General features: G+C 50.2%; 12 protein-coding genes. 5 read left to right on the forward strand and 7 right to left on the reverse strand.

The genetic code is table 11. The features are described 5' to 3' along the window. Positions 1-3: 3 nt before the first annotated feature. Both Q0991_RS16010 and Q0991_RS16015 read right to left on the reverse strand, forming a co-directional pair. Positions 4-1,671: an ABC transporter substrate-binding protein gene (locus Q0991_RS16010; RefSeq protein WP_299490055.1), complete on the reverse strand. Its 1,668-nt coding sequence runs from the start codon at positions 1,669-1,671 to the stop codon at positions 4-6. Positions 1,672-1,841: 170 nt separating this feature from the next. Further along, on the reverse strand, positions 1,842-2,540 hold the full coding sequence (locus tag Q0991_RS16015; RefSeq protein WP_299490058.1) for a hypothetical protein: 699 nt from the start codon (positions 2,538-2,540) through the stop codon (positions 1,842-1,844). A gap of 217 nt (positions 2,541-2,757) precedes the next feature. Between Q0991_RS16015 and cobA the strand changes: the two genes are divergently transcribed. Then, complete coding sequence (gene cobA, locus Q0991_RS16020) at positions 2,758-4,398, forward strand: uroporphyrinogen-III C-methyltransferase (protein ID WP_299490061.1); 1,641 nt, start codon at positions 2,758-2,760, stop codon at positions 4,396-4,398. Here cobA and Q0991_RS16025 read toward each other — a convergent pair. Then, a complete protein-coding gene (locus tag Q0991_RS16025; RefSeq protein ID WP_299490063.1) occupies positions 4,391-6,868 on the reverse strand; it encodes a tetratricopeptide repeat protein in 2,478 nt (825 codons plus the stop codon). The two genes, cobA and Q0991_RS16025, sit on opposite strands and share 8 nt — an antisense overlap. 143 nt (positions 6,869-7,011) lie before the next feature. On the opposite strand from Q0991_RS16025, the gene Q0991_RS16030 reads away from it, so the two are divergent. Genes Q0991_RS16030 through Q0991_RS16040 form a run of 3 tightly spaced genes read left to right on the forward strand, consistent with a single transcriptional unit; the run spans position 7,012 to position 8,560 of the window. Beyond that, positions 7,012-7,575: a sigma-70 family RNA polymerase sigma factor gene (locus Q0991_RS16030; RefSeq protein WP_299490065.1), complete on the forward strand. Its 564-nt coding sequence runs from the start codon at positions 7,012-7,014 to the stop codon at positions 7,573-7,575. After that, on the forward strand, positions 7,572-8,090 hold the full coding sequence (locus tag Q0991_RS16035; RefSeq protein WP_299490068.1) for a hypothetical protein: 519 nt from the start codon (positions 7,572-7,574) through the stop codon (positions 8,088-8,090). The genes Q0991_RS16030 and Q0991_RS16035 overlap by 4 nt, the downstream gene beginning before the upstream one ends. Then, positions 8,078-8,560 carry a Spy/CpxP family protein refolding chaperone gene (locus Q0991_RS16040; protein WP_299490071.1) on the forward strand — a complete coding sequence of 161 codons (483 nt, stop codon included), beginning with the start codon at positions 8,078-8,080 and terminating at the stop codon, positions 8,558-8,560. The genes Q0991_RS16035 and Q0991_RS16040 overlap by 13 nt, the downstream gene beginning before the upstream one ends. Here Q0991_RS16040 and Q0991_RS16045 read toward each other — a convergent pair. Together Q0991_RS16045 and Q0991_RS16050 are read right to left on the reverse strand one after the other, a co-directional pair. Beyond that, positions 8,535-9,092, reverse strand: coding sequence for a shikimate kinase (locus tag Q0991_RS16045; protein WP_299490074.1), 558 nt, complete (start codon positions 9,090-9,092; stop codon positions 8,535-8,537). The genes Q0991_RS16040 and Q0991_RS16045 overlap by 26 nt on opposite strands. A 27-nt stretch (positions 9,093-9,119) precedes the next feature. Further along, positions 9,120-10,163: a fatty acid desaturase gene (locus Q0991_RS16050; protein ID WP_299490075.1), complete on the reverse strand. Its 1,044-nt coding sequence runs from the start codon at positions 10,161-10,163 to the stop codon at positions 9,120-9,122. Positions 10,164-10,542: 379 nt separating this feature from the next. Here Q0991_RS16050 and miaB point away from each other — a divergent pair, with 379 nt between their 5' ends. Then, positions 10,543-11,907, forward strand: a complete 1,365-nt coding sequence (gene miaB, locus Q0991_RS16055; RefSeq protein WP_299490078.1) for a tRNA (N6-isopentenyl adenosine(37)-C2)-methylthiotransferase MiaB — start codon at positions 10,543-10,545, stop codon at positions 11,905-11,907. A gap of 277 nt (positions 11,908-12,184) precedes the next feature. Here the strand turns inward: miaB and Q0991_RS16060 are convergent, their stop codons facing one another. Then, positions 12,185-13,177, reverse strand: a complete 993-nt coding sequence (locus Q0991_RS16060) for a glycosyltransferase (protein WP_299490080.1) — start codon at positions 13,175-13,177, stop codon at positions 12,185-12,187. 39 nt (positions 13,178-13,216) lie between these two features. Beyond that, positions 13,217-14,392, reverse strand: coding sequence for a DegT/DnrJ/EryC1/StrS family aminotransferase (locus Q0991_RS16065; protein ID WP_299490082.1), 1,176 nt, complete (start codon positions 14,390-14,392; stop codon positions 13,217-13,219). Between the last annotated feature and the right edge of the window lie 48 nt (positions 14,393-14,440).

Raw genomic sequence — 14,440 nt, forward strand, 5'->3', positions numbered from 1 at the left:
GTCCTAGGTCGCGGAACGGCTAAGAGAGGCAAAAGGCATTGCTTGGGTCGGTTCAAGCTTGACTCCCTGGATATCGGGGCGGGCAAAGGCATATTCTTTCCGTTGCCAGAGGGGGATAAAAGGAACATCTTGGGCCAGCAAATCTTGAATCTCTGCAAAGATTGTTTGCCGTTTACTGGGGTCTTGCTCTTGGCGCTGCTGATCGATCAGTCGATTCATCTTTTCGCTGTAGTAAAAAGAGCCTTGCCCAACCGTCGCACCTTCCTGACAGCCTTTCTCAGCTGATCCATCCGAACAATCTAAGAAGGGATGGATATAAGTATCCGGATCATAGTAATCACCACTCCAGTCCAGCATAAACATGGGGTAGGTTCCTTTATCCAGATTGTTATAGGCTGTCGCTGATTCGATACTTTTGAGTTCTACCTTGGCTAAATCCCCCAGTTCCTGCTCGATAAAGGCTTTGATCGTTGTAGCTGCAGGGCTATCACTGGGGACATTAGAGCGATACCAAAACTCTACTTTCAAGGGTTTGTTACCTGTGTATCCCGCCTTGGTCAACAGCGCCTTAGCCTGCGCTGCGTCTGAATGACCACTTTCACTTTGAAATACGGGCTTGCTGACCTCAAAAATACTGGGTATCAAACTATATAAAGGATCAACTTGACCATCAAACACGCGGTTCTGGATCAGCTGCCGATCAATGGCCAGAGCTAGCGCTTGGCGAACCTCAGGTTTCTTTAGGGTTGCATCTCGGAGATTCAAGCTGAGATAAGTGATATTGCTACCTGGTCCGGTAATGGCTTGCCAATCTCCTTTATCAGCGGCTTTGGCTAGCAACTCAATTTGTTCAGGATTCAGAGATTGATAGGCAATATCTACCGAGCCCGTGCGAAAGGCGTTGTATAAGTTGGCGCTGCTGGTAAAACTTTGAATATCGATGCCTGGATTGGCAGGTTTGTCACCCCAATATTGATCGAAGCGATCTAATCGAATCGAGTCGCTACGATTGTCCACCAGTTTATAGGGGCCAGTTCCAACGAACGTTGAGGGATTGAATTTCCCAGATCCGATTTCATAGGCTTGTGGCGAAACTGCAACTAAGCCTGAGAAGGCTAGCAAATCCGTAAACGCCGCAAATGGTTTTTTCAGCTTAATCTCCAGTTCTGACGCAGACTTTGCTTCGACCGACTCCACCACATCAGATAATAAAAAGGCCGGTTGACCGCCATTTTGGATAAAGCGATTGAGGGAAAATTCCATCGCCTTAGCATCAAACGCACTGCCATCGTGGAAAACAACGCCTGTTCTTAACGGGATGGTGTACACCAAGCCATCATCGCTCACCTTAGGCAATTCTGTAGCGAGTTGGGGCACCAGCTCTGTTGTGCCGCTCTGGTAAGCATATAGACGATCTCCCATGTTGTAGAGGAGATTGCCCGAGAACAGTTCTAGGGCATCTGCTGGATCCAAGGTTCTGACTTTACCCGTTGTGCCCAGCGCGAGACGAGTGTCTGCTCCAGTTGTAGAGGAACTTGGCCCCGAATTGCGAGGCTGGCAACCTACAATCAGTAATAAACAGCAACAGAACAGACTGAGATAGAACCTTGCCCCTCGCCATCGCCATCTCTGAGCCAGATAGGTCGGAGACGCTAGTACAAGACGCGTCAAAAATTTAGAAGGAGTCAACAAGAGCTTCTCTCACCGATACAGAAAGACAGTAGAGAAAGGGCATCAAAACATCTGTGAAGATCGTTGATCCGGCTCTACTGTCTTGTCATTTTATAGTGAGAGGGCAAAATATGATGCGCCTATGCATGGGAAATTTATCCAGGCAGCCTTTATTTTTTGCCCTCGTTCTTATCGGCGGCTGCCAAGGCAATTGGTTCTTGGCCCACACCTACTCTTACTTCCATGCCCGATTGTTCCAGCACAACGATAGGGGCTGAAGGATTGAGGATGATGGATTTGACCAAAACTTGGCCATTCGCAATCCGCTCACCTACACCCACTGTTCGGGTAGCTTTCTCACCCGGGGCTTTCAGAATTGCTTTGGGCCGACCGCCTAAGTTTACGACCCCTGTGACTTTCACACCCTGAGCCACTTCGGGTTTAGGGAGTTCAGGTAGAACAATCTTACCCGGCGTGGCCGTATTAGGCTTCGTCGAAGGGCTGCCAGGATTTGACCCAGTCGACTTGGGCACATTCACCGTTGATGCGGGCCGTTCCGGGGAATTTGAACGCGGGGGGGTGGAGCGAGCAGGAGAACTACCTGGGACAACCGCAGGTACAATTTCTGCGAAGGGATCGGAACGGCCACTTTTGACCACCCGTAAGCGTTCATCAGGGTCGGTCGGACGAGTTAAAACCACCTTTGCAGCAGGGGGAGAAGGAATTTCAGGTGAGGCGCTGGGAAAAGATTGTTCGGCGGGGGCATCAGATGACTGTTCTGTCTCAGGCTCCTCGCTACCCAGCAGACCACAACTCCCTATCCCCATGGATAGGAGAACAAAGGTTATCCCTAGTACTGTTTTTCGCATCCGTTTCTCCATCGTCTTAAGCACTATATTCACACCTAAATAGTTGTTATGTTTACGATTGGGTAGGTGGTCTAGCCTGTCCTGAGACGATTAGCTCAGGATTAGGCGGAAACTGCTTAAGATCACAACGGGTAAAAGCAAGAGAAAAATTTCTTGCTGTCAAGACAAGCTTGCTGTCAAGACAAGTTAGGATCGAAGCAGTTGCAGTCCACTGGTTTTGAGCGCTAACAACTATTCAACAACTCAAACGCCTAAGTCGCAGGGCAAGGTTTTTATCATTGGTGCTGGCCCTGGGGAACATAACCATCTTACGGTTATGGGACAAAACTTGCTTGCTCAGGCTGACGTCATCCTCTATGATGCCCTGATCGATCCAGAATTATTAAACCTGGCGAAGAAAACTTGCTTAAAAATCCTAGTAGGCAAACGGGGCAAAGGTCCTAGTACCTCTCAATCCACTATCAATCAATGGCTAGTGGATTATTGCTGTCAGGGATATCACGTTGTGCGCCTCAAAAGTGGTGATCCTTTTATCTTTGGGCGCACGCGTTCTGAGATCCTGACCCTCAACTCAGCGGGATGTCTGGTTGAGGTTTATCCGGGTCTCTCCTCTGCGCTAGCGGTCCCTTTATTGGCGGGTATTCCATTAACGGATGCTCAGTGCAGCCAACACTTTACCGTTTTAAGCGCCCATGCGCCGGACAATCTAGATTGGTCTGTCTTGGCCCGACTGGATACGCTGGTGATGCTGATGGGGGGTAGACAGCTAAAGACCATTGTTGATCATCTGAGACAAAACGGGCAATCGGCCCAGCACCCCATTGCCGTTATTCGATGGGGAGGTCGGCACCAGCAGCAGATATGGACGGGAACGTTAGCAACGATTGTGGCCGAGACTAGGGGGGAATTGCTATCGCCCTGTGTCATCGTGGTGGGCGAAGTGGTCAACCTTCGCTCCACCCTAGGGCTTTCTTTCCCGGCCAACACTGAATATGCTCATAGAAGTGATGCGGGGCGATTAACGATGGGTGCTTCTTTGGTTCGGTCTGATTTGCCGTTAACGGGTAAAACCGTCTTGGTGACCCGGGCTGTGGCTCAATCTACGACTTTTAGGGATGCCCTTACCTCAGTGGGGGCGACGGTGATCGATCTGCCTGCATTGGAAATTGGTCCACCGTCCTCATGGAAAGACTTAGATGCTGCGATCGCATCCCTTGATCGCTTTGACTGGCTGATCTTGACTTCTGCCAATGGCGTAACGAACTTTCTAGACCGCTTATGCCATGCAGAACTGGATGCTAGGGCACTCGCCTCTGTCAAGATTGCGGTGGTCGGTCGCAAAACAGCCTCAACCTTGCAAAAATATGGATTAAAGGCAGATTATATCCCACCGGACTTTGTCGCTGATGCGCTCGTCGATCATTTCCCTGATGGTGGGCAATTGGCCGGGCAAACACTGCTGTTTCCCCGAGTGGAAAGCGGGGGAAGAGACATATTGATTCAACAGCTCACGGCCAAAGGGGCAACTGTGAAAGCAGTCGCCGCTTACCAATCCCGATGTCCAGAGCAGATCGATCCAAACGCCCTTCAGGCCCTACGACGGCGAACGATTGATGTCGTGACGTTTGCCAGTTCTAAAACCGTTCGCTACTTCTATCAGTTGATCCAACAAGCGGCTGGCAACGAGGAGATTTCGGAATGGCTCAACCCGATCACGATTGCCTCTATCGGTCCCCAAACCTCATTCACCTGCCAAGAGGTCTTCGGCCGTGTCGATATCGAAGCCCAAGAATATACCCTCGACGGGCTGACCCAAGGTATAGTTGACTATTTTGGTGGATCGCAAGCGATTAGCTAAGTTCATTCCACACCAAAATTTCTGGAAAATTACCGGCAATGGTATACCCCGCCCAGTACCAAGGATGGTTAAACGGGAAGGTATTGGGTGCAGAGGATTGGGCTGTATTGCGGAGATTGGACTGAAGATGCTCCAGCAGCGTTGCTTGTTGATCGTCCAATGATACTGTATCCGCCAACGCCTCTAGCCACTGGATGATATCTGCATAAGTCAGTTTGCGCAGCCAATGTTGAGCATGTTGAAGGGCATGGACAGGATTACAGTTTTGGTGCAACAGACGATGAAAATGTACCATTAACAGCAAGCGAGAACAGTGATTGACCTGCCAAAGACTTTGAAGCACATGTTGAACACCCTTGGCTAATAGACTCGTGGCCAGATCGGGGCCGAGACTGGGGAAAACCGTTAGTCTCTGGGGGCCGCCCGCCAGGCAGACTAAGGGGTAAGCCTGCCAGTTCATTTGCAGCAGATCATCGACGGTCAACAGATGTTCATCCGTCAACCGCCATGCAGGAGTGAGATGAGCAGGCCCCGCAGTGGTTAAGCCTGTGAAATAAAGATTCCCTCCTGAACCCGCAAGTGCAGTGGTAACGGTCGTCTGAGTGAGTTGCAAACCGCCCAGTTGGGTATTTCGACGATAACAGGACGCAATGGCCTGTGCTTCTAGCGCTGCAAGGCTACTATCCCCGGTGGTCGATGGACCTGGGGGAACGATACTCAAGAGGTGGTCTGGAGGGGGTGGATCTGCCTTGAGCAGATTGATCCCAAGGCGCAAATTAGGCAGGAACGTAATCACAAAATTGTCTGGAAAAAGTGCCGACATAGGCAAGTAGCGCAAGGGCCGTGGAAGAATAAGAATCAGTTCCTGAATGCCAGATAAAGTCTCTTGGCAGAACGATTCAATCCCTAAAATTTGTTTGAGTTGGCTCAAAAGATGAATGGCTTGCCCATGTAACCACCAATCTGCCCCCATTCCAAGCAGATCGACGTCGGATGCCTGAGACGTGCTCAAAGACTGAGCCTTGTCCCAATTTTTCTGCCAGATTCCCAGGTGAAATCGCTGCCCCACCGGGGATTGTTCAGCCTTCTCTGGACTGCTCAAATCAAAAGGTTGGTGCGGGGAGGCAGAATAGAGAATAGGGTCTTCTTGGTGCTTCAGGATAAACGTGGATAGCGTAATGGGGCTGAGATGCCAATAGATGATAGCCCGCTGGGGATTGAGGAGGGGTTGCAAGTCTCCATATTGAAGTTGGACAGCCTCGTAATTGGGACCGAAACGCCAACGCCCTAAGGCACGATCTTGGCACTGCTCGGCCCAGAGGATAGCATCCTTCAGCTGTTTTTGGTGAATTAACCAATCTACCTGCAGTTGCTGAAAACCAGAAAATTGGTCCTCAATCTGCATATTTTGGTCAGAAGAGAGGGTTTTGCCTTGTTTGAAAATTTGGAGTTTAATAGCTCCTTCCAAAAGCATGGTCTGGATGGCAGCAGTTTCTTGTAAATAAAACCGGACTTTTAGAAGCGACTGCCAAAGGGTGAGGTGCTGATGGGGGAACCCATGAAAATCCAGTAAATCTAATGCTTTGAGATAGCTCAGCTTAGCTGCTTTCCACATGGTGGGGGGAGAGGGCTGCTGCCATGCATATTGAGCTTGAATATCCCCTTTGCACTGGTGCAAGCTACCACACCCTAGCTCATAGTCATCACTATCACACCAAAGCGCCTGAATCCCTTGCTCTAAGGTGTCAATGGCAGCGTCTACACCGTGAACATGCAGAACCGCCATCCCCAGATCTTCCCAAGCTTGCCAAAGTTGCTTGTCCGTCCAGCGAAGGGCTTGCTCGTAGCTGTAGATGGCTTCTTTAAATTGACCGACTTGAATCAGGATACTGGCCCGATTGTTCCAGGCTTGATACAAATCAGGTTGGTAGTCTAAGGCGCGTTCAAAACTGGCGATCGCATCCTCAAATCGGTGTAAACGGAATAACACCAGCCCTCGTCGATACCAGGATTGGGCCTGCTGCGGCTTCAATACCAATACCTTGTCATAGGCCGCTAAGGCAGCGTCATAGTCTTGGGCTTCGGTGCAGGCTAAGGCCCGCCTTTGCCAAAAGTCATAATCCCCATCAGGGACAGCGGAGCAGGGGACAGAGGATGGCGGCGGCTGAGAGGTAAGCGGCGTCACGTGTCCCTGGGCTTTCGCGAGTAACGCTTCTAGGGGAATCGTTTTCAGTTTGGCTTCAGGACTCCCAAACAACCGCTGGGCGTTGTGGTTGGCTGTGATCGCGTCTCCGTAAAAGCCCAGTTTTTGTAAGACGCTGCCACACTGAAGCCACGCCTCAGCGTTTCGGGGAGCAAATGCCAAGCCCTGATGGATACACTGCAGGGCATCGATATACTGATTGTTTTGGAGATACGTTTTAGCCTGCTCCAGCCAAGTCAGGGAGTCAGAGAAATCAGGGCTCGTCATACCAAACCTCTCCCTTACCTTGATACCCTGAAAGAGCAGCCAGAATGCAGCGCTTTTTCGACGTCATTGAACCAATCCTTGCTGACTTCAGTCTAAAGGATAGAGAAGAGACGCTGGTAATAAATATTGAAAACAAATTAAAGGTGAGTACTGAGCAACAATCAACGGAGGATTCGGACCACACCCTTATTCAAGGCTGTTTGCAAGGCAGTACTCAGAGTTTTAGGGTGTTGTATCGCCGTCATCAGTATCGGGTGCGGTCGACCCTGATGTCTTTGTGCGACCCTGAGGTGCTAGATGACCTCGTCCAGGATGTGTTTGTCCGGGTGTGGAAAGGGTTGCCCAAGCTAGAAGGTCGGGCCAAATTTACGACTTGGCTCTATCGCATTACCTGGAATGTGGCAGCGGATTATCGGCGGTCGGCAGCGCAACAGCGATCGCGCTGGCAATCCCTCACTCACCAGCTTCCCAAGCAAGCCACCGAACCCAATTGGCAGCATCTGCACTATCAGGATTTGATTAAACGAGGCTTGGTCCAACTGAGCTTTGAACACCGCAGCGTAATTGTGCTCCATGATTTACAAGATCTGCCCCAACAAGAGATTGCCGAGATGTTTGAAATTCCGATTGGCACCGTGAAGTCTCGTCTATACCATGCCAGAACCGCCCTCCGAAAATTTTTGCAACATGAAGGGATTTCCCTATGAACCCACCTTCCGACCCTGATCCGAATTTGAATCACTCTGACGCCAATGAGGAGGAATTTGCTGATGATCCAGCATTGGTGAATTTCCTTCAGCGATATCAACCCGAGGTGCCAGCATCGTCTCCAGATCTGGAGGACCGCATCCTCCATGCTGTTTTAGACGAAGTCGCCCAGTCACCCTCAAAAGCTCATCCCCAAACGTCAGTAGAGCAGGCGAGGATAGCGAGATGGGGGATTCTGGCTGCGATCACAGCCACCCTCGCCCTGTTCTGGGGCGGATCGCAAATATGGCAGACAGCCAAGCAGTCCGTCCCACCGGATGGAGATCCAGATGGCGATCTAGAAGCGTTTGTAGCGGAGAGTTGGTCTGGCGCGTTTGACCCCTTCGATAATTTCGATGATCCAGAAGCCGATTTATTGACGGATCCTTGGGAGTGGTGGGGACAACAGCCAACATCCGCCATTGCTGAAGCCAATATCGACACATGCAAGAGGTCCAGTCCATGTCAAGAGTAAGTAAAGGAGTCATCATTTGCTTAGCCCTGATCGGGATTTGTTCCCTGGGGCAATGGGTAGGGGATGCCTTTCCCCCTAGCGTCGCGCAAGCCCCTGAGCGTCGTCTCCCAAGGCGACGGTTTAGAGGTTTATTTCGAGACTTACAGCTGTCTCGCCAACAGCGACAAGCCATCCGTGCCATCCGCCAACAATATGGCTCTCAGACGAGGGAAAAAGCACAGTTACTGCGACAAACCCGGAAAGAGTTGAAAGCCATGATTGCTAGTGAGGCTGCTGAGGCAGAGATTCGGGCCCAGTTTCAAACCTTAGAGCAACTCACCCAAGAGAACCTGAAGCTAAGATTTGAAAATATGATGGCTATTCGTGACGTCCTGACTCCAGACCAACGCCAGCAGCTAGCGCAAAAATTAGCAGAGCGAAGACAACAACGACGGCAGCGGCGCTTTAATCCTGAGGACTCTGAGGGGTAGCTTCAGGTCTGATCACTTTGGTGATTTCTTGCACCACCGCTTGGCAAACCGACTCTACAGACTGATCGGATTTGAGCAAGATGTGAATATCCGCTTGCCGATACAGGGGACGCCGTTGAGTCAGCAACTCCTCCAAAACTTTCTGGGGATTGGGTTTTTGCAGTAGCGGACGAGATTGGTCAGCTTGAAGGCGTTGCCACAGTTGTTCGGCCGCAACATCTAGCCAGATAACCAGGCCATGTTGCAAAAAACTCCAGTTCTTTTGCGCCAGAACGATGCCACCACCCGTCGCCACCACGAGTTTTGTATGGGCAGCCACTTCTGACAGCACTTGGGACTCAATTTGCCGGAAATGGGCTTCACCTGATTCGGCAAAGATATCGGTAATCGCTTTACCCGTAAGTTGGACAATCAGGTCATCAGTATCCACAAAGCGATAGCCCAACTGCTGGGCCAAGGCCCGTCCAGTGGTGGACTTACCACACCCCATCATGCCGATAAGGTACAGATTGACGCCTTTAAGATTGACCATTCCTAAGATTGACCATGCCCTGAGATTTTATCGAGCCGCATGGTCTTTGAAAGACCGATAGGCTTTTTCAGGGTCGTATAAATGACATTCCTCAGAGATTTCTTTCATCAAAGCCCAATTAAACTGACGTTCATAAACATACTCACCCCAGTTTTCCTTGAGGCTTTGATGGGCCATGCGTAAGTTATAGGAGGGAATTGCGGTAGAGACGTGGTGAGGGATATGAACGTTAATATCGTGGCAGAGGAACTCAACCCAGCGGGGATAATCACAATGGACTGAACCCACGAGCTGGGCTTCAGCGGCATTCCATTCTTGAGTGGGCTTAAAGGGAATGTCAGCGGCGGTGTGGTGGACGATGGTGAAGGTGCTCATCCAGAAATGGTAGACCATCCAGGGAATCAACCAGAACTTGACGAAGCCCCAGAGTCCAGTGAAGTAGATGAGGATTGGGAATGCGATCGCAGCGAACAATACCACAACGCCGATGGAGAGTTTGACATCACCCTTATCTTTCTCATCAAAGGTGGTCCAGTTAAAGTGCAAATTGGCCCAGTGGACAATGGAACCCACCCACCAAAAATAACCGCGAATCAGCTCATAAACCGTACGAATCACTGGATCAAGGCTTTCATACTCAGCGCCATCAAAAGGCCGCCAGGCATTATCCACATCCAACTCATTGGTATGGGTATGGTGAAAGTTGTGCAAAATCCGCCAGCAATGAAAGGGATAAATCAGCGGCATCATAAACAGATGACCCACCACATCATTGACCCAGCGCTTCTTAGCAAAAGAGCGGTGCCCGGCATCATGGCCAATCACAAAAAATCCTGTCAGGGCTGTCCCCGTAAAGATCCAGGCCAAGGGCAGCAAAAACCAAGGGGAATTGACAATCGCGACATACCCGAGCGCCACCATCAAGACATTGATGATTGCCCCTGTCCAAGCCTTCACTGCATTTTGCTTAAAGCATTCCTTGGGCAGAGATTTGATAACATCTTGAAGGGTAATGGACGGATCGGTCAGTGTCCGCAGTTGAGAGTCAGACTTGACAAGGGATGCAGTCATAGCTGAATTAGGAATCTCCTGAGCTGAAATACGTGATCAAGCACCATGTATCAGGCTTGCCGCTGACCAAGCATGCTGTAATACCTCAGACTTGGACTTAAATTGTGGGCTTCTGATCCATACGGGGAAAGTATGGCAAAGCATTTGAGGGATGATTGAATCGCAAGACAAATCAATATTTCTCAAGAGCGCTTTACACAACTAAACCTCTGTTTTTATAACATGATTTGAGGGGCATGAGGTATTTTTGCTTAGGGATAACTTAGGACAGCAACCCGTTTATAGACAAAGACTTTGGCGAACCCATTCCTGAGTGAATTACCATAGGAACAGTCTTTTTGCCCACCTCATCCAGTCCCTCACCCCTTTACATAACTTTATGAGTTCAGATTTGCGCCGATATCACATCACTACCTTTGGTTGCCAGATGAACAAAGCTGATTCGGAGCGGATGGCTGGAGTGCTGGAAAACATGGGATTTCAATGGTCCGACACCCCGGATGATGCCAATCTTATTCTCTACAACACCTGCACGATTCGGGATAATGCTGAGCAAAAGGTTTATTCCTATTTAGGGCGGCAAGCCAAGCGTAAACATGCGGAACCAGATTTGACTCTGGTAGTCGCAGGCTGTGTTGCTCAGCAAGAAGGAGATGCACTACTGCGCCGCGTACCAGAAGTGGATCTGGTGATGGGACCGCAGCATGCGAATCGTCTGCAAGATTTACTGGATCAAGTGGCGACAGGTCAGCAAATCGTGGCTACAGAACCCATCCATATTGTCGAGGATATTACTAAGCCTAGGCGAGACAGCACCGTGACGGCTTGGGTCAACGTGATTTATGGCTGTAATGAACGCTGTACCTACTGCGTCGTTCCCAATGTGCGGGGCGTTGAACAGTCTCGGACGCCAGAAGCGATTAGAAATGAAATGGTGCAGTTGGGTGAGCAAGGCTTCAAGGAAGTTACCCTGTTGGGCCAAAATATCGATGCCTATGGTCGAGATTTACCAGGAGCCACCTCAGAGGGTCGCCATCAGAATACGCTGACAGACTTGCTTTACTTTGTTCATGACGTACCTGGAATTGAGCGTATTCGATTTGCGACGAGCCATCCTCGCTATTTTACGGAACGTCTGATTCGGGCCTGTTATGAGTTACCGAAAGTCTGCGAGCATTTTCATATTCCCTTTCAGTCCGGGGATAACGATGTTCTCAAGGCCATGTCCCGGGGCTATACCCAAGAGAAATATCGCCGAATTATCGATAAGATTCGCAATCTAATGCCAGATGCCTCGATTAGTGCCGATGCAATTGTCGGGTTTCCGGGTGAAACGGAAGCCCAGTTTGAAAACACTTTAAAGCTGGTGGAAGAGATTGAATTTGATCAGCTCAATACCGCTGCTTATTCTCCTCGTCCCGGCACTCCTGCAGCGCTCTGGGAGAATCAACTGAGTGAAGAGGTCAAAGCGGATCGATTGCAGCGGTTAAATCATTTGGTGGGTTTAAAGGCGGGGATGCGATCGCAACGTTATGCCAACCGTATCGAAGAAGTCCTCGTCGAAGACCAAAATCCTAAAGACCCGACGCAAGTTATGGGGCGCACTCAAGGGAATCGCCTTACCTTTTTCCCTGGCAAAATTGAGGAACTACGGGGCCAAATCGTTTCGGTAAAAGTCACTGAAGTTCGCTCTTTTAGCTTGACGGGAGAACCCCTATCAGCTTTGGCAACCACCGCTAGCTAGATAAGGTCTATCTCTTGTTATCAGTCCGAATAGGCCAAGAAATCCGCAACTTTTTGGGCACTCAAGAATCGTCTGTGCTGTCTTAATGCTTCTGACGCACGTAGGGGTCAACCCCTTCTTTCAAACGGAGTTCAATATAGGCATATATTTCTTCAGCACCCATATAATTGAAGGTTCTCATAAATGTCTTCATATGGAAGGTTCTACTTGCCCAGATGGATCAATGTAGCAAACTGCAATTTCATCGATTCCTAGCATGGCTGTGAGCTTGTGATGCTCACATAAATTTCTTAATTGTCTGCTGCCAAAACTGAGCGGGCTTTCGGTCTGGGAAATACTGGGCAATATAGTCGTGACCATTTTGGGCCAGTGTGTTTCTTAAGGTTTGATCTTCCAACTGAAACAGGCATTGCACCACCTCAGCAGGGGTCTCCCCGGTTAGGGCTGTTTTACCATGCTCCATGCAAAAGTTAGCCCCCCGGGCCGTTTTGCCCACTACCACAATGCCTGCAGCCATCGCTTCTTGAGGCGGTAAAGCACAGCCTTCCGAGGTCGCCGAGGCGAGAAAGGCTTGGGGGCGACGGAACTGCTGGGCTAACGCCTGTAATGAAATGCCATCAACCCGTTCAAATTGCCAGAACGCCCCTCCTTGCTGTTGGTAAAGAGCTTGGGTTTCCAGGATAAAATCTTTGCCCTTACGTGGGAAGGCAAAGAGTAACCCCTGTTCTCGCTGCGCTTGGGGAATAAAGGGAAACAGCTCGTTGTCAACAATATTGGGCACAATTTCAGCGGGTTTATCAGGATAGGTTTTGGCGCAAATCCCTTGCATCAGCGCCGAGTCCGTCCACAGGAAAACGTTATCCCTGCGGTAATCGAAATTGGTTTTGGTTTGCAGGGGAGATTGTTCGTATGCGATCGCAATCCCCTCCACATCATTAATCAGCAGCGTGGCAAAATCAGGGACTATACAAATATCCTGGGGTTGTCGGTCTCGCCAAGCAATATAGGGCAGTGTCCGATTCAGCCCAAACACATCCCCATAGTTATCCTGACCACTGATCGTTGCCAGGACCGCTTCTGCCCCACATTGGCGGGCTACCCAGCAGTGGCGCATGATATTCATCGTGCCCCCAAAGACCTCATCCACATACAGCCACTGTCGCAGAAACCAATCATTGACCCGTTGACTCCGGGATTGGATCACCCCCTCTGAGAGCAGTCTCCAGAGCCAACCTTTCTTCAAATCTGGAATTAAAAAGACAAAGCGCATGGGAGATAGAGCCAGAATCGAGGCCGAAGAATGTCAAGATTAAGCGGCTACAGCAGACATCTTTAAACAGTGGCGAACGGCGGTAATCACATCCTCCACATCAGAGTCAGTCAATTTCGCCGAGAGCGGAATACTAACGGTTTGGCGACCGATTTGCGCGGCATAAGGATAATCCTGGGGCTGCCATCCAAAGCGCTGCTGGTAATAAGGGTGTTCGGGCAGGCTCAAGTAATGCACGCCGGTACCGATATGCTGGCGGTGCATATCGACTAAAAACTGATCACGGCTAACGCCCGTTTGCTCCTCATCAATCAGCAGCGTATAGAGATGATACCCGTGGACGGTATCCGGTTCTGGAGGGGCAGGGATGCCCAGCGGCCCATCCGCAAACGCCTCATTGTATCGCTGCCAAATTTGCTGCCGTCGCTGCCAGTAAGGGGTGACTCGCTGAAGCTGGTGAATCCCGATGGCGGCCTGGATATCCATCATGTTGTATTTAAACCCCGCTTCTACGACTTGATAGTGGTTATAGCCATCGTCACTAAACCGTTTCCAAGCATCTTGGCTCATGCCGTGGAGGGCTAACACTTTAATCCGATCCGCATCCTCCTGGGTTTGGGTGAGGATCATGCCCCCCTCCCCCGTCGTAATATTTTTGGTGACATAGAAGCTAAAGCAGCCGAAGTTACCAAAGGTGCCAGCTTTACGTCCCTTATATTCTGTTTCGATTGCATGGGCACAGTCTTCGATCAGCACCAGATCATATCGTTGTGCTAAATCACAAAGCGCATCCATATCGCAGGGGCGGCCCGCAAAATGGACTGGAATAAGCGCTTTAGTGCGTTCCGTAATTTTGGCTTCTACCTGGGCCGGATCGATATTCATGGTGACCGGATCGATATCGGCTAAGACCGGAACCCCACCTGCATGAATAATGGCATTCACCGTGGCACAGAACGTCAACGGGGTTGTGATCACCTCATCACCTGGGTTCAGGTAGGCGGCCAACATACTCAGATGTAGGGCTGCGGTACAGGAGTTCACTGCGATCGCATGTTTGCCCCTTTTATAGGTGCAAAAATCCTGCTCAAAACGCATCACTTTAGGGCCAGTTCCCAGCCACCCCGTTTTTAAACTGGCCATCACTTCTTGCATTTCCGCCTCTTCAATGGCGGGGGATCCAAACACGAGAAATTGGTCTTGAGAGCGGCTCATAAATCACAGCCTTTTTGCAGATGAGAGGAATGGGGACAGACGATTCAA

The sequence above is a fragment of the Acaryochloris sp. IP29b_bin.137 genome (genome assembly GCF_028285745.1).
Taxonomy (GTDB): domain Bacteria; phylum Cyanobacteriota; class Cyanobacteriia; order Thermosynechococcales; family Thermosynechococcaceae; genus Acaryochloris.